This is a genomic window from Enterococcus hulanensis (genome assembly GCF_005405485.1).
Lineage (GTDB): Bacteria > Bacillota > Bacilli > Lactobacillales > Enterococcaceae > Enterococcus_A > Enterococcus_A hulanensis.
Genome location: NZ_BJED01000034.1, coordinates 14,486 through 28,989 on the forward strand (window position 1 = coordinate 14,486; position 14,504 = coordinate 28,989).

Here is a 14,504-nt window from a genome sequence, read left to right on the forward strand (position 1 = left end):
TGATTATCCTTTAGGTAATAAGAGAATACACATTAGGAGGGCTCGATGATGCAAATCGACATCAATCATTTAAATCAATATTATGGCAAAAAGCAAGTTCTCTACGATATCAATCTGTCAATTTCTACAGGCATGTTTGGCTTATTGGGGCGCAACGGCGCTGGTAAAACGACGCTAATGAAAACCTTAGTCACTTTACTGCCGACCAATGAGGGTGAGATTCGAATGAACGGGATCGATATTCACGATCAAAAGAAGATTCGTTCGATCATCGGTTTTTTGCCGCAGGAGTTTTCAATGTACGGCAATATGACCGCTTATCAGGCATTGGATTATTTTGCTGTCCTTTCAGAGCTGGATAAACGAACTCGACGAACCCGCATCAACGCTTTATTGGATCAAGTTAATCTGACGATTCATAAAAATGTCAAAGTTAAAGCCATGTCTGGCGGAATGAAACGACGGTTGGGAATCGCTCAAGCACTACTGAATGATCCGAAAATTTTAGTGGTGGATGAACCAACGGCCGGATTAGACCCCGAGGAACGGCTGAGGTTTCGTAATTTATTAGCCGAGGTCAGTGAAAATAAAATTGTCCTACTCTCTACTCATATTGCTGGTGATATTGAAGCAACCGCAGAAAATGTGGCGATCTTAGAACAAGGCCGGATCATATTTTCAGATTCGATCGAGCAGCTACTATTAAACGCTCAAGGGAAAATTTTTAGTGTCCAAGTCCCGCGAACGGAGTTAAGCACTGCCAAAAAGCAAGTCCAAATCATCAGTCTGCAGCAAGAAGGCAGCACCTCTCACCTGCGTTTTATCGGCAATCCGCAGGCACAGATCATGCAGCATCCCCTCGTGATCGAAGAGCGCCCAACATTAGAAGACGCCTATCTCTACCTATTATTGATGAAAGGCGGGGATTAATATGTTGCTGAAAAAGGAACTATCTTTGACTTTCAGAGGCTTAACTTATTGGTTGGCGGTCCTCTTCATTGGCGTCTTTCTTTTTACGCAATTAGGCTCTGATTTTATTTCGTTAAAACAACCCGAACCAGGCCAAAGTGACTATGGAATTGCACATACCACAAATAAGAAGGACATCCAACAGCAGACAATTTATAACCTGCTACAGCAATACAATAACGAAAGCTACAACACCTAGCCCTTGGGCTTTCTAAAAACCGTCAAGCCATCGAAATCGGATCAGGCAGTGATAGAAAAAATAATCGAACGAGCTACCGGTCGTTCGATCAATCAACTGAATCAAATACAAACAAGTCACATGACAAGTACGCCTGCACAACAATTCAATCCATTCACTATGGCTGAAAAAATACCAATCGCAAAAAGCTATACCTACAAACATTTCGAGAAGGATATGACTGAGGTCGAAAAAAACATCGGGAAAGGTTCTGACTTTGCTAAAAATACTTACTTGCATCAATCGTATAAAAAATTAAATTACGAAGAAGCCAACCATAACTTCCAGACAACTTTAACGAAAGATCGCGTATCTGGTGCATATGCTCGGATGACCTGTGATTATTTAGGTATCATTTTGGCTTTGGTTCCTGTTTTTGTAGCAGCGACGGTCGTCTTGAGAGATAGACGCTCCCAAAGTCAGCTGGTGATTCAGACAAAAAGGATCTCTTCTTTTAAATTGCAGGGAACCCGTTTTTTAGCAACAGTAATATTGATTTTGCTGCCAGTCATTGTGTTTAGTTTTTTGCCCGCCTTTCAGTCGGTTTATGTCGCGCAAAAGTACCAGCATACTGGTAGTTTATTCCTCTTTTATCAATATATTCTCGGCTGGTTATTGCCTACGATCGTTGCCGTCGTTGGAATTAGTTTTCTTGTGACTACCTTATTCAATGGATTGGTCAGTGTTCTTTTCCAATTAGGGCTTTGGCTGCTTTCACTGCTGGTCAATGGTCGGCAGGTAGTCGGCAGTATTGGCTTAAATCTGATTCCGCGTTTCAATGCTGTTGGGTCACGAGAATTGTTCGAAGGCATCTTTACCGAGTTGGTCGTCAATCGCGTCTTTTGGTTCGCACTTGGAGTGATTTGCTTTTTGATCAGCTGTGTCATCTTTGATTTAAAACGAAGAGGGAGGATTCACTATGGACATCCTCGCTAAAGTTTCGATTGTTTTCTGGCGATTTCATTTTTATCCGGCGGTGATCGCTGCTCTTGTGCTCACGCTACTTTTTCCATTTTTATTTGGCGTAGAGAATGCTTCTATAATACAAAGCGCTGAAATTTACGAACGCTTTTTCCCTTTGATTGGATTGATTTTATTCCTGCCGCTCTATCTGCCGGATGGCTCCGAGGAAACAACCTCATTGATCAAGACGAAACGGTTTGCTTATGTAAATATTTTATTCCTGCGCTTTATCCAGATCATGCTAGCCTTGTTCCTGTTGACCTGCGGCTGCTTGCTGATCTTTAAGCAAAGTAATGCTGCGATCGCATTTGGCCGCTTCCTCTTTGGCGGTCTAGCAAATACTTTATTTATGGGTGGTTTGTTTGCCTTTGGTTTCGCTTTAACCGTTCAGCCTGTCGCAGGTTTGATTCTTCCTTTGGGCTATTATGTAGCTAGCTTGTTTACCGGCGATAAATACTTAAAAATTTTCTATCTCTTTACTTTGAATGAACAGGATACGACTTCTAAGCTTGTGCTTTTTATTAGCGGAGTAGCACTCGTACTTGTTAGTTTTATGTTGGCGAAGAGAAGAGTATAAAAAAATGCGTAACAGAAGCTATTCTCTGTTACGCATTTTTACTATACAGTTTCTTCCATTTTATTTGAGATTAATACGAATGGCATGTAGATAAAGACACCCACCGCGATAATCACCAATTGTAAAATCGCTGCCCGGATATCACCCGCAGTAGCTAGATAACCTGATAGCACTGGCGGAGTTACCCAAGGAATCAAAATATAGGTTGGATTCACTAAGTGCAAGCTTGTTGCAACATAAGCTAGGATCGTCGAAACCATCGGTACAACACAGAAAGGAATTGCATAGACTGGGTTGAAAACGATTGGTAAACCAAACATGATCGGCTCACTGATGTTGAATAAGTTTGACACCCCGCCTAGTTTTGCGATCATACGCTGATCTTCTCTTTTTGAAAAAATCAATAAAGCAATCACTAAACAGATCATCGTTCCGCCGCCGCCCATATAGACATACGCATCAAGGAAAGGCTGAGTCACGATATTCGGTGCAGCAGAACCAGCATTAATAGCATCTACGTTTTGTTGTAATGATGTCAACAAGACCGGACCTGAGATCGCACCAAAAACAAACGCACCATGGATACCGAAAATAAAGACGAAGGTCGATAAGAAAACATACAATAAAATACCTGGTAGTGTTTGGAATCCTCCAACTAATGGCGCTTGTAATATATTGATAATAATTTCTGGAATCGTCAAACCAGTTGCTGTACGCAAGCCCACTTCAACGATGGCAAATACGCTAATCGTTAGAAAAGTAGGAATCAGACTGTTGAATGATTTCGCGATTGCTGGAGGTACACTATCTGGCATTTTAATTTTTAAACGCGGATTATTCGTCAGTTTGACTACCATCGGTACACTGACTAAAGCAGCGATAATCCCTAACAGCATTGCAGAAGCACTCGTATATGTTTGAGTCAATGCTCCCGCTGTTTCCAGTGCTGTTCCGTCAGTTCCGGTGATATTAATCACGTTAGGAACCAATGCAACGTAAGAAGCTAGCGCAACGATCCCTTCTAGCGCACCATCAGCATCATACGAACGTGCTATGCGTAGCCCGATCAAGAAAGTGACCATCAAACCTAAAATACCTAAAGTTCCATTATAAGCCTGAACACAAATTTCAGAAATAACCGCACGACCTGGAATACCGCGCAATAGACCAGTTTCTTCTGTTAATAAGACATTATTTACCAATAAAAAGAATGCTGCGGTGATCGTAATAGGAATAGTGCTCGCAAAGGCATCGCGGATCGCTCCGATAAAACGATTGCTTGCGATCTTATTCGCATAATTTGCCACTTTTTCTCCTAAAGCTTCTTTATTAAATGCGCCATCTTTCATCATTGTTTTAATCTCCTTTTTCATATTTTGTGATTCATTTTTCTACTGATATCCTTTTTCAGATTTAATTAATTCAGCAACGAGTGACAGCCATTTGCCTGCGACACCGACCCACACTTCTTTATACGTCGCGTTGTTGAATTGAGGCCAATACGGCTGGTCCTCATTTCCAAACGTCTGCATTCCAACAGGCATCTCACCTGTTAACTCCCCAGAAGAAACCGAATATTGCTGCGGATAGTTGTAACCTTCTCCATAGATCATCGATTGTCCGAAGGGATTTTTTCCGACCATCCATTGCAGCTGTTGATGTCCTTTATCTAGCAGTGCTGGTCGATTGAGTAATCGGCCCAGAACCGCTGCACTTTTACCCATCGAAAGTAAAATGCCGTTATTGCCGCGGAAAGAGAACCAAACAGGAAATCGTTTGATATATAAACCGTCGCCAATTTTGATTCCTTGTTTTAGTTGTTCTTGGTAGCTAACTTCTGCTTCGTCATCGACTAATAGATGCTGTCTGTAAAAGCTTTCCTTATCCTGCCATTCATCTTCACGATAGATTCCGCTGGCATACATTGGGTAAGGGTCAGTAAATTGGCCTAAATAATCCAAATAATCGCCGTATTCATTGGCATGCTCTAACCATTTTTCTGCTTTGGCATGCTTCGGTGAAGCTGCTAGAACCTCTTCAAAGGCCAACGCATACAAGTGCTCTCGGGCTTGGTGATTGAAATGTTGAAAGACTTTATGTGTCTCATCACGATAGAACATCCCTTTAAGTATCGTTCCGTCAGACAAGTCCAGACCTGTTTGTTCTTGGCAAGTGAGCAGTTCGTCAAACCATTCCGTCATTTGTTCTTGATACGTTTCTTCTGCAGTCAATTGATACATCAACGCTGCTGTCCATGACATTGTCGCTAAGAAAAGGCTCTTAGATGTGTTATAGGTATGCTCCCAGAAAATCGGTTCATGCTTGAAGCCTGTTTTTTTGAAACCGGCAAATGCGTACTGATAATCTTCTTTTACGACCTGCAGCAGTTGGGATCTCATCGCATAATCTTGCGGCAAGGATTTAATAATTTTCGCCAACAAACCTGTAATCAAGAAATTGTCATAGGGACTGTTATGAATGCGCGGAACAGCGTCATCCATCGTACCGATCCGATTATCTGTCCAGCGAGTGATTCCGGCACTAGTAACCCGGTCGCCTTCATCTAAACGAGTTTTCAGGATAAAATCGATTCCCCACTCACCCTCTTCGATTAAACGCAGATAAAGGTCTGGTTGATCTTTGACTGTTTCTGCGACTTCAAATAAACTGCTGGTCACTTCTGCAGTTTGAACCAATTGCTGCGAAAGATCGCCCGCATCATGCCAGCCTCCGTTAAAGCTCACTAACGAACCTTTATATTCCACTGTCAAATCTTCGTGGCAGGTTCCGTGAATTCCATGAACAGGACAGCCGCAGCGTTCGCAGAAAATGAAGTTCAAGGATTTCCAAATCGAATCGGCTTTCAGCGTTGAGACTGCACCGATTTGAAAGTTTGGCGTTTTCGTATCAGCGATTTGTAAATAATACGTTCCTGATTCTTTCACTGTTGAAAAATCTAGTACACCAAACGTGCCGTTTTCCGTTTTTGTTTTTTGAATTTCGCCTTGGAAAATAACTGTATCTGCTGACTTAAGCTCAAATGTCGTTGCAGTAAAATCCTCGGAATTGATAATTGCTGTCTTTGAATAATCCGGATGATAGCCGATATGGGAAAAGACGATTTCTTGACTTGGCACCTTCCAGCCTTTTGCAGAAGTACTATTTTGGTTCTGCTCTAAAAATAAACTGCTGATGGTGTAACTAAGCTTACCTTGCAGGTTCATGTAGGAGCCATTCGCTCCAGTAAAAATACGAATCCCCGTTACCACATCTCTTGGTAAATTGCTGATGTCTAATACATACGTGCGTTTGGCTTGTCCTTCTAAATTGATGACATGGGTTCCTTCGCGGTTATAGATATCCGGAATCTTGTTTTCGCCATCATTTTCCAGCGTGATCGTAATATTCGGATTGATGACATTGACACATTCCGCTGCGATATCTAGTTTGATTTGGGTAAATTCGGACCAGTCTTCGCGTGGAATAGGCAGATAGGCTCCGACTTCGCCAAAATTGACATAGTCGCCATCTTCCGGTGCACCTTTAGCCCATGTGTCATAACGCGTGGCACTCAATAAAGTGACTGTTTCTTCCGTTTGCTTGATCTCTCCACGACCGCGCTGCTGCCAGTTTTGAAAATTATCAGTCAATGGCCGACGATTCGTGATCGTCTCTTTTTCTAATTGCTGCTTTTCAAATGAACGACTGCTGTCTAATGGCAATGGTCGATGAGTATAACCTGATGCTTTTACGTCCTGTTTAAAATCACGCATACGTTTTTACTCCTTTCTTCATCATAAAAGCCAATGTTGCAGCTCCTTTTAACGCAACTTCGTTTGGATTAAGTGTTGTGACACGCATCCCTTTAGTGATAAAGCGGATCGTTTTCGCATTTAGAAACGTTACCAAATGATTCAAAAACCATCCATCGTTCATTACACCGCCGCCAAAAACGATCGCTTCCGGGTCACTTACACGAATCAAATTCATCGTTAAAGCCGCTACAGCTTGTAATGCTTGGTCGACTACTTTTCTTGCTAGGGGATCGTTGGCTTCATATGCCCCAATCAATTCTTGGAAGGTCACACGTTTCCCCTCTTCAATCATTAACATCGTGTTTGGATAATCAGGGGCAAATTTTACTGTTTGATTATGCATGCCCAAACCTGAGGCAAACAGTTCGACACAGCCTTTTCTGCCGCAGGTACAAAGATCATCACTTCTCATATCTACCACCATATGACCGACTTCTCCGACGTTGAAATTACCGCCTTTAATCAATTGATGGTCCGCCACTACGCGGGCTGCGATCCCTGTTCCAATATTGATATAAACGAAATTGCCTGTTTCCTGACCGATACCTAAGATACTTTCCGCCAAAGCTGCACCAGATACATCATTAGTGATCCAACATGGTAATTGAAAGGTTTGTGTAATCTCATCCGCTAAAAAGATCGGATCAGACAATCCCGGATGAATCTCCATCCATTGCCCGCGATCAGTATCAACGCGGCCGACGACACACATGCCGATCCCAATTAGATCTCCTTGTATGCTGTGCTGCTGCAAATAGTTTTTGATTGCTGCTTTTATTTTTTCTGTTGCACTGCGTTGATCGACGACCGTTGAAGGGTATTTCTCACTTGTAAGAATCTCTCCAGCAGGCGTGACTTCCCCAATTAATATCTTGGTTCCGCCTAAATCAACTGCTAAAACCGTTTGTGTCATTCTGCACCTCAATCCGTGGCAACGTTACCAAAAATATCTTGCATTTTTTTCATTCCTCCCCTAAACTGATTTCTAGGAGGCGCTCTCTTATGAAAAAAACAATTACAATCAAAGAAATAGCAAAAGAAAGCGGTGTGTCTGTTTCGACAGTCTCCCGCGTTTTGAATAACCATCCTTCTGTCTCACCAGCTAAACGGGCGAAGGTTCAAGCGGTGATCGAAAAGGAAGGTTTCCAGCCAAGTATGCTGGCCCGCGGGATGATTTCTAATAAAACGAAAACCCTTGCAGTGGTTGTCTCAGACATTACCAACCCTTATTTTACTTCGCTGGTTTCCGAAATCGAGTTAGCCAGCTGCGAACAAAACTATTCTCTTTTACTCTTTAATACAATGACTGCCGGTCGCCAGAAAAAAGCCGACAGCAGTTTTGCTGAACGGGACACCTTTAATACGATTTTTGAAAAAAAGGTCGATGGTGTATTGATCCTCGGAGGTGAGATCGATCGAGATGAACCGAATCCTGAATATCTTCACACGCTTGAACAGCTGAACAGCCAAGTGCCGGTCCTAATCATTGGTCAGAAACAGGCAAACTGCAGCTGTGAATTTATCGAGCGGGATTTAGAAAAAGGTATTTTTCTTTCTGTCCAGCATCTATTGGCGCTGGGGCATCGAAAAATCGGTTTTATCGGCGGTGAGCCTAACGTTAAAATCACAACACAAAGAGTGCAAGCCTTTGAAAAGGTGATCTCACTTTATAGTACGTTTGATCCGACCTTGATTCATTTAAGTGATTTCTATACGGAAGACGGCTACCAGAACATGAAGGCGATCATCGAACAAGGCGAGCTGCCTGATGCACTGTTAGCGATCAATGATCGTGTGACGCTGGGTGCTTTTCGTGCGTTAGCTGACCATGGTTTGGCTTGTCCAGAAGATATCGCGATCGCCAGCTGTGACGCTTTTCCAGATAGCGATTATCAGATTCCTAGGATCACCACGATCAATCAGCATAACCAGTTTCTCGGTAAGCAAGCTGTCAAACGGCTTTTGAAAATGATTAATGAAGAACCGCTGGAGGCTTTGGAAGCTCACTCGCCAGAATTAATTATTCGCGAATCCTGCGGTATTGGAAGGATACGAGGGTAATGGAAAAACACTTAATTTTTATGGATATCGACGGCACACTCGTTGCCAAGGATCAGAAAATCTCAAAGAAAACAAAATCAGTCGTCACTGAGCTTCAGCAAGCGGGGCATCAATTTTATGTTGCGACCGGCAGAAAATATTCTTCTGCGGTTGACGTCGCCAAAAGATTGACCGCTCAAACTCAGGTTATCGCATCAAACGGCAGCATTTATTCAATTGATGAAATGCTTCATAAAAAACGCTTATCGGACAAGGCGCTTCAATTCATTTATCAAACGATTACAGCGCATGATTTACCGATGTTTTTCTTTGGCGAGCATACGATTTTTTACACCCAGCAGCTGCCAAGCTACCTGCAGAAAAATGATCAATCTCGAATCGGCAGCAGCGAAGAGGATTTTCGTTTCATTGATTCTTTAGAAACGTTAATGGCGGTCAGTCAACGGATCGTAAACGGAATCGTTATTGCTGACGAACGCGAAGCCGAGCTGGAACAGGTGCGCAAAATTTTGGAAGAAAGCGGGCTTTTATCTGTCTCCTCTTCTCATCCAAATAACATCGAATTGATCCCGCTTGGAGTCAACAAGGCAACCGCGATCCAAGCGGTGCGAAATAGTCTGGCGATTCCGCAAAAAAATATCATTAGTTTCGGCGACGGCCTCAATGATCTGGAAATGCTGCAAGCCTCCGGTGTCAGTGTGGCTATGGGCAATGCAGTCGATGAATTGAAACGTCATGCGAAATTCATTACGGATACCAATGTCGAAGATGGCATTGCCAATTTTCTGATTGATTACTTCAGTTAAAAAAACATATTTAGGAGAAAAAACTATGTCAAAACCTACAATGCTGTCATACATTTTAGAAGAACAAGAAAAGCTAACGGCGGCGATCAATGCCTATCCTGCCAATATTGATACGGCCATCAATGGACTCGATTTAGCTGCGGCCAACTGGCTGGTTTTAGGAACAGGCTCCAGCATCAATGCCGCTAAAAGTGCAAAATACTATATCGAAAAAATGGCGGATGTAAAATTGGCGATCGAAGAGCCCTACAATTTTACTCATTATGAAAAAATCGATCCGCAGCTTCAGGTGGTCTTGGGCATCTCTCAAAGTGGTCAAAGTACCTCAACTATCGAAGCAATGGATAAGATTACGAATCATCACGCCGTTCATACGATGGCGGTCACAAGTATTCCCGATAGCGAGATCACCAAAGTCACAACTTCCACCTTGGATGTCCTTTCAGGTCGTGAACGCGTGGGCTACGTGACGCTCGGTTTTTCTGCGACTGTTTTAGCCCTCATGCTGTTAGGTCTGCGAATCGGTGTCAAAAAAGGATTGGTTACACCGTAGCAAGAAAGCGACGAACTAAAAGAGTTCTTAGAATTAACTAGTCGTTTTAATCATGTGATCGATCAATCGACAAAATTCTTTGAGACACATCGCAAAGATTTCCAGCTTGCACCGCGCTTTACTTCGATCGCTTACGGTCCGGCAGTTGGAACAGCGAAAGAAATGGAAACTAAATTCTCAGAAACGATCCGAGTGCCTTCGCTAGGTGTTGAACTGGAAGCCTTCATGCACGGCCCTTACTTAGAGATCAATCCGGAGCATCGCTTGTTCTTCATTGAAACTCCGGCAAAACCAGAGATCATTGAAAAGGCCGGTTTGTTGAAAGCCTATGAACAAAAACATACCGAGCATGTCTTCACTCTCTCCTTGCGCTCAAATGAAGCGGGGGATGCCAATACCTTAGCGTTAGGAAATTGTTCAGATGAATTTAAAGCACCCTATCTGGCGATCATTCCTTTCCAAGTCTTTTGCTGGTATATCTCACGAGAAAAAGGCATCGATATCACGAACCGGATCTTTACCGACTTCTCACAAGCCGTTAAAAGTAAGACGGCCGTTCAAGATTACGTGTAATCCTTAATTATTGCCCCCTATTTGATTGGCAACCCCTAAATTGCCGATCATTTAGTATAAAAAACCGCTCAACCGAGAAAAATCTCCGTTGGGCGGTTTTCATTTGGTTTATTTTCTTAGCAGTTCACCGTGGCTCAGTTGTTTTTTCTCCAGTGAATCAAAGCTTTCGCCGCCGTTTGTAAGCAGCGTCAAGACCACATCCTCTTTGCCTGCCGCCCGAACCTTTTCAAAATCCGCGGTCACTAGCAGCGTGGCTTCATCGACTGTTTGACCTTCCTTTACATGAACGTCAAACGGCTCGCCAGCTAACTCAACCGTATCTAAACCGATATGGATCAATACTTCACTGCCTGACTTCCCCGTTAAACCAATCGCATGCTTCGTTTGGAAAATCGTCGTGATCGTTCCTTTGATCGGCGAATAAATCTCCGCTGAAGTTGGTTTGATACCAAAGCCTTCACCCATCATTTTTTGTGAAAAGACTGGATCACTAACTTCGTTTAATGGGACAAAATTACCATCAACCGGTGCGAAAAAAGCTTCCGTCTTTTTCTTTTTGAACTTCTCAAACATTCATCATCTCTCCAATCTGCAAGCTTAATCGTCGCGCCCTAATAATTGATTGATTTCTTGGCTATACAGATCGGCTTTCCCGCCAAAGACTGCTTGAATCCCACCTTGAACTTCAAAGACAGCGGTTGCACCCAAGCGTTTAAAGACTGGTTTTTGAACCTGATCTCCTTGTTTTACAGCTACTCTCAAACGTGTCGCACAGGCCGTGACAGTTTCGATATTTCCATCTCCACCTAAGGCTTCAATAATTTGCCATGCTTCATCCCGCAAACTTTTAGAACCAGAGTCATCCGCTTCTACCAACAACTCGTCGTCATTTTCCATCCCAGGAATGGCTACTCGGAATTTCTTGATACAGAAGCTGAAGACAAAGAAATAAATCACTGCCCAAGCAATTCCAAATGGAATGACTTTTATCCAGTTGGTCTTATCGTTTCCTTGCAGAACACCAAACAGCAAGAAGTCGATCAAACCGCCAGAGAACGAATTACCGATTCGAATATTCAAGATATCTGCAAAATAGAAAGATAAACCATCTAAGAACGCGTGAATTACATACAACCAAGGAGCTACAAATAAGAACATATACTCAATCGGCTCAGTGATCCCGGTCAAGAAAGAAGTCAACGCGCCACTGAAATACAACCCGCCATTTTTCTTACGGTTCTCTTTAGGGATCGCACGATACATCGCATAACAAGCTGCCGGCAAACCAAACATCATCGTCGCAAAACGTCCAGCAAAGAAACGAGTTCCATACGTAAACAATCCTGTATGACTAGAATCCGCTAATTGTGCGAAGAAAATATTTTGTGCCCCCGAAATCGACTGACCCGCGACTGTTTCCACACCGCCTAAAGACGTATACCAAAACATCGGATAAATCGTATGGTGCAGACCAACCGCACCCGTTAATCGCAGCAAGAAACCATAAAAGAAAGTACCGATACTACCCATTTGAGCGACCTGCTGACCAATTACCACCATACCATTTTGAATCGGCGGCCAAATTAGGTAAAAGATACATCCAATCGCAATCGCACTAAAGGATGAAACGATCGGAATAAACCGCGAACCGCCAAAGAAGCCTAAAAATTGCGGCAGCTCAATTTTCCGATAACGATTATGCAGATAGGCAACCGTTCCACCGATCACGATCGAACCGACAACACCAGTATCGATCGAAGCATCCTTAGCCGAAAATAATTCCAATAACCCGCTGATCGTCGCTGTATAAACTAAAAATGCTACACCGCCGGCTAAACCTGCTGTTCCCTTGTCCCCTTTCGCTAAACCTACGGCAATCCCAATCGCAAAGATCAATGCTAAATTAGCAAAGACCGCGTTCCCGGCAAAACTCATGACGCTGAGAATCGTTTGCAGCCACGGCTGATTCAAAAATGGATACGCAGCAACCGCACTCTCATTTGTCAGTGCGCCGCCTAATCCCAACAACAACCCGGCCGCCGGTAAAATGGCGATCGGCAGCATAAATGCGCGCCCTAACTGTGAAAACTTTTTAAACATAATGATTTATCCTCCTCATTTACTATTAAGCACTCCTGTCGTGCACCCTTCAATTGACTTTGCTAAAAACCATAAACCTTATTTTGTCAGCGCTTGGATAAAACGTGCGGCGATTTCTTTCGGTCGTGTAATTGCTCCGCCGACGACAACACCGGCGACACCCAAATCTTGGATTTTTCGAGCTTCTTCTGGTGTATGAATTTGTCCTTCCGCAATAACTGAAATCCCTTCAGCCACTAAAGCTTTTGCCAGCTCAACAGTTGATGAGGCCTCCGCCTCGGTGTAGCCTCGCAAAGTGGTACCAACTAAATCCATTCCTGCTCTCCAAGCATTCACTCCTTCTTCAAAAGTCGCGATATCGGCCATGAATAATTGCTTCGGATATTTTTCTTTGATTTGCTGAATAAATTGATTGATCGTCTGATGATCAGGTCGATGACGTAAGGTACAATCAAGTGCAATCACTTCCACTCCTGTCTCCACCAAGGCATCCACTTCCTTCATCGTAGCAGTGATAAAGATTTCAGAATCAGGATACGTTTGTTTGATGATTCCAATAATCGGCAGATCCACCTTTTCTTTTATTTGCACAATGTCCCTCACCGTATTGGCACGAATCCCAACGGCTCCCGCTTCTTTGGCTGCTACTGCCATTAAAGGCATGATCCCTCCTTCCGTTGTATATAGCGGTTCACCTAGCAAGGCTTGGCAAGACACGATCAAGCCACCTTTCACAGCATCTAAAAACTCTTTTTTCTCCACGCTCCATTTTCACTCCGTTTTTAAAATATTTTGGATTATTACTCCAAAAATATAGCATGCGCTTTCAAAAATGTAAATAGGAAATGAAAAAAAAATTATTTTGACGTATAATTCAAGTTGACATCGTTAACGATAAAGGAGAACTAATGACCATTACTTATACCATTCAAGAAAATTATTCCACCCTAACAAAATCAGAAAAAAAAATCGCCGACTATATTCTTACCAGCGGCGAAAAAATTGTTCACAGTACTATGAGCGACATTCGGGAAGCGACGAATGTTGGTGACGGGACGATTATTCGTTTTTGCCAAAAAATCGGTTTTTCCGGTTTTTCAGATTTGAAAATCGCCATCGCTAAAGAAGATTTCAGCAAACAGCAGGAAGCCTCACAGGAGTCTGATCTATTTGATAAACGGACAACGACGATCAACAATGCGTTAAGAACGACGAATCAGCGTTTAGATAGTGAAAAGCTTCAACGAGCCGTTCAATTGATCACCGAAGCAAATCAAATCTACATTTTTGGCGTAGGCTCCAGCGGCAATACCGGCAATGATCTGGAGGCCATGCTGCTGCGCGTCGGTGTGCAATCCCGATCTGTTGTTGATCCCCACTTCCAAGCACAAGTCGCTTCTTTGCTGACAGAAAAAGATCTAGTGATCGGTCTTTCGCTATCGGGAAGAACCAAGGATACCTATGACTCCTTGAATATCGCAAAGAAAAATCAGGCAAAAATTATTGCCATCACTAATTACCAACTTTCACCCATTGCGCAGCTGGCAGATGTTGTCCTGCAAACCGCGATCGAGGAATTTTTAGATGGCGCCTCATTAGCAGGAAAGATCTCGCAATTGTATTTGTGCGATCTGCTGGTTCAAGGCTACGAGATCGAAAATAACGTGAACTCCATTGAACTGCGGGAAACTGTTTTACGATCTATCTTGGATAAAAGTTTGGATTAGCTTTCCTGTCCTCTCAACAAAAATAACCCCGTCAGCCTAGAAAAATGTACCGACCCCCAAAAGTTAGACCAAAAATCTAACTTCGGGAGGTCGGTATTTTTATGGCTAAATATAGTTTTGAA

The 14,504-nt window shown here is 43.0% G+C and carries 15 protein-coding genes; 9 read left to right on the forward strand and 6 right to left on the reverse strand.

Annotated features, from left to right (window positions below):
• Positions 1-45 precede the first annotated feature (45 nt).
• From FFR60_RS22095 to FFR60_RS22105, 4 genes are read left to right on the forward strand one after another with little or no spacing between them, the layout of a single operon-like run.
• Positions 46-930, forward strand: coding sequence for an ABC transporter ATP-binding protein (locus FFR60_RS22095; protein WP_249355069.1), 885 nt, complete (start codon positions 46-48; stop codon positions 928-930).
• A gap of 1 nt (position 931) precedes the next feature.
• Positions 932-1,168: a hypothetical protein gene (locus FFR60_RS23045; protein ID WP_249355071.1), complete on the forward strand. Its 237-nt coding sequence runs from the start codon at positions 932-934 to the stop codon at positions 1,166-1,168.
• A gap of 48 nt (positions 1,169-1,216) precedes the next feature.
• Positions 1,217-2,143: an ABC transporter permease gene (locus FFR60_RS22100; RefSeq protein ID WP_249355073.1), complete on the forward strand. Its 927-nt coding sequence runs from the start codon at positions 1,217-1,219 to the stop codon at positions 2,141-2,143.
• Positions 2,127-2,747: a hypothetical protein gene (locus tag FFR60_RS22105; RefSeq protein ID WP_137665853.1), complete on the forward strand. Its 621-nt coding sequence runs from the start codon at positions 2,127-2,129 to the stop codon at positions 2,745-2,747. The genes FFR60_RS22100 and FFR60_RS22105 overlap by 17 nt, the downstream gene beginning before the upstream one ends.
• A 41-nt stretch (positions 2,748-2,788) precedes the next feature.
• Here the strand turns inward: FFR60_RS22105 and FFR60_RS22110 are convergent, their stop codons facing one another.
• From FFR60_RS22110 to FFR60_RS22120, 3 genes are read right to left on the reverse strand one after another with little or no spacing between them, the layout of a single operon-like run.
• Positions 2,789-4,099: a PTS sugar transporter subunit IIC gene (locus FFR60_RS22110; protein ID WP_137665854.1), complete on the reverse strand. Its 1,311-nt coding sequence runs from the start codon at positions 4,097-4,099 to the stop codon at positions 2,789-2,791.
• 39 nt (positions 4,100-4,138) lie between these two features.
• The gene (locus FFR60_RS22115) at positions 4,139-6,520 is read right to left on the reverse strand and encodes a glycoside hydrolase family 9 protein (protein ID WP_137665855.1); all 2,382 of its coding nucleotides are present in this window, start codon (positions 6,518-6,520) and stop codon (positions 4,139-4,141) included.
• Positions 6,513-7,475, reverse strand: a complete 963-nt coding sequence (locus FFR60_RS22120) for an ROK family protein (protein ID WP_137665856.1) — start codon at positions 7,473-7,475, stop codon at positions 6,513-6,515. Before FFR60_RS22120 ends, FFR60_RS22115 begins: the two co-directional genes overlap by 8 nt.
• A gap of 89 nt (positions 7,476-7,564) precedes the next feature.
• On the opposite strand from FFR60_RS22120, the gene FFR60_RS22125 reads away from it, so the two are divergent.
• The 4 genes from FFR60_RS22125 to FFR60_RS23055 are packed head-to-tail and all read left to right on the forward strand — an operon-like array spanning position 7,565 to position 10,555.
• Positions 7,565-8,623 (forward strand): LacI family DNA-binding transcriptional regulator, encoded by a 1,059-nt coding sequence (locus FFR60_RS22125; protein ID WP_137665857.1) that lies wholly within the window; start codon positions 7,565-7,567, stop codon positions 8,621-8,623.
• The gene (locus tag FFR60_RS22130; RefSeq protein WP_137665858.1) at positions 8,623-9,429 is read left to right on the forward strand and encodes a Cof-type HAD-IIB family hydrolase; all 807 of its coding nucleotides are present in this window, start codon (positions 8,623-8,625) and stop codon (positions 9,427-9,429) included. The genes FFR60_RS22125 and FFR60_RS22130 overlap by 1 nt, the downstream gene beginning before the upstream one ends.
• 25 nt (positions 9,430-9,454) lie before the next feature.
• Complete coding sequence (locus FFR60_RS23050; protein WP_249355075.1) at positions 9,455-9,982, forward strand: SIS domain-containing protein; 528 nt, start codon at positions 9,455-9,457, stop codon at positions 9,980-9,982.
• 54 nt (positions 9,983-10,036) lie between these two features.
• Complete coding sequence (locus tag FFR60_RS23055) at positions 10,037-10,555, forward strand: phosphoheptose isomerase family protein (RefSeq protein ID WP_249355078.1); 519 nt, start codon at positions 10,037-10,039, stop codon at positions 10,553-10,555.
• A gap of 108 nt (positions 10,556-10,663) precedes the next feature.
• On the opposite strand, the gene FFR60_RS22140 is transcribed toward FFR60_RS23055, so the two are convergent.
• The 3 genes from FFR60_RS22140 to FFR60_RS22150 form a co-directional block, all read right to left on the reverse strand.
• Complete coding sequence (locus tag FFR60_RS22140; RefSeq protein WP_137665859.1) at positions 10,664-11,128, reverse strand: PTS sugar transporter subunit IIA; 465 nt, start codon at positions 11,126-11,128, stop codon at positions 10,664-10,666.
• A gap of 24 nt (positions 11,129-11,152) precedes the next feature.
• Complete coding sequence (locus tag FFR60_RS22145) at positions 11,153-12,655, reverse strand: PTS transporter subunit EIIC (protein WP_137665860.1); 1,503 nt, start codon at positions 12,653-12,655, stop codon at positions 11,153-11,155.
• Between the two features lie 78 nt (positions 12,656-12,733).
• Positions 12,734-13,417: an N-acetylmannosamine-6-phosphate 2-epimerase gene (locus FFR60_RS22150; protein WP_137665861.1), complete on the reverse strand. Its 684-nt coding sequence runs from the start codon at positions 13,415-13,417 to the stop codon at positions 12,734-12,736.
• A gap of 146 nt (positions 13,418-13,563) precedes the next feature.
• Here FFR60_RS22150 and FFR60_RS22155 point away from each other — a divergent pair, with 146 nt between their 5' ends.
• Positions 13,564-14,382, forward strand: a complete 819-nt coding sequence (locus tag FFR60_RS22155) for a MurR/RpiR family transcriptional regulator (protein ID WP_137665862.1) — start codon at positions 13,564-13,566, stop codon at positions 14,380-14,382.
• The last annotated feature ends 122 nt before the right edge of the window (positions 14,383-14,504 follow it).

Excerpts from the sequence above, each read along its gene's own strand:
- FFR60_RS22130 (WP_137665858.1), top strand. The coding sequence starts at position 8,623 with ATGGAAAAACACTTAATTTTTATGGATATCGACGGCACACTCGTTGCC.
- FFR60_RS22110 (WP_137665854.1), bottom strand. The coding sequence starts at position 4,099 with ATGATGAAAGATGGCGCATTTAATAAAGAAGCTTTAGGAGAAAAAGTG.
- FFR60_RS22125 (WP_137665857.1), top strand. The coding sequence starts at position 7,565 with ATGAAAAAAACAATTACAATCAAAGAAATAGCAAAAGAAAGCGGTGTG.
- FFR60_RS22120 (WP_137665856.1), bottom strand. The coding sequence starts at position 7,475 with ATGACACAAACGGTTTTAGCAGTTGATTTAGGCGGAACCAAGATATTA.
- FFR60_RS23045 (WP_249355071.1), top strand. The coding sequence starts at position 932 with ATGTTGCTGAAAAAGGAACTATCTTTGACTTTCAGAGGCTTAACTTAT.
- FFR60_RS22095 (WP_249355069.1), top strand. The coding sequence starts at position 46 with ATGATGCAAATCGACATCAATCATTTAAATCAATATTATGGCAAAAAG.
- FFR60_RS22155 (WP_137665862.1), top strand. The coding sequence starts at position 13,564 with ATGACCATTACTTATACCATTCAAGAAAATTATTCCACCCTAACAAAA.
- FFR60_RS22115 (WP_137665855.1), bottom strand. The coding sequence starts at position 6,520 with ATGCGTGATTTTAAACAGGACGTAAAAGCATCAGGTTATACTCATCGA.
- FFR60_RS22105 (WP_137665853.1), top strand. The coding sequence starts at position 2,127 with ATGGACATCCTCGCTAAAGTTTCGATTGTTTTCTGGCGATTTCATTTT.
- FFR60_RS22140 (WP_137665859.1), bottom strand. The coding sequence starts at position 11,128 with ATGTTTGAGAAGTTCAAAAAGAAAAAGACGGAAGCTTTTTTCGCACCG.
- FFR60_RS22145 (WP_137665860.1), bottom strand. The coding sequence starts at position 12,655 with ATGTTTAAAAAGTTTTCACAGTTAGGGCGCGCATTTATGCTGCCGATC.
- FFR60_RS23050 (WP_249355075.1), top strand. The coding sequence starts at position 9,455 with ATGTCAAAACCTACAATGCTGTCATACATTTTAGAAGAACAAGAAAAG.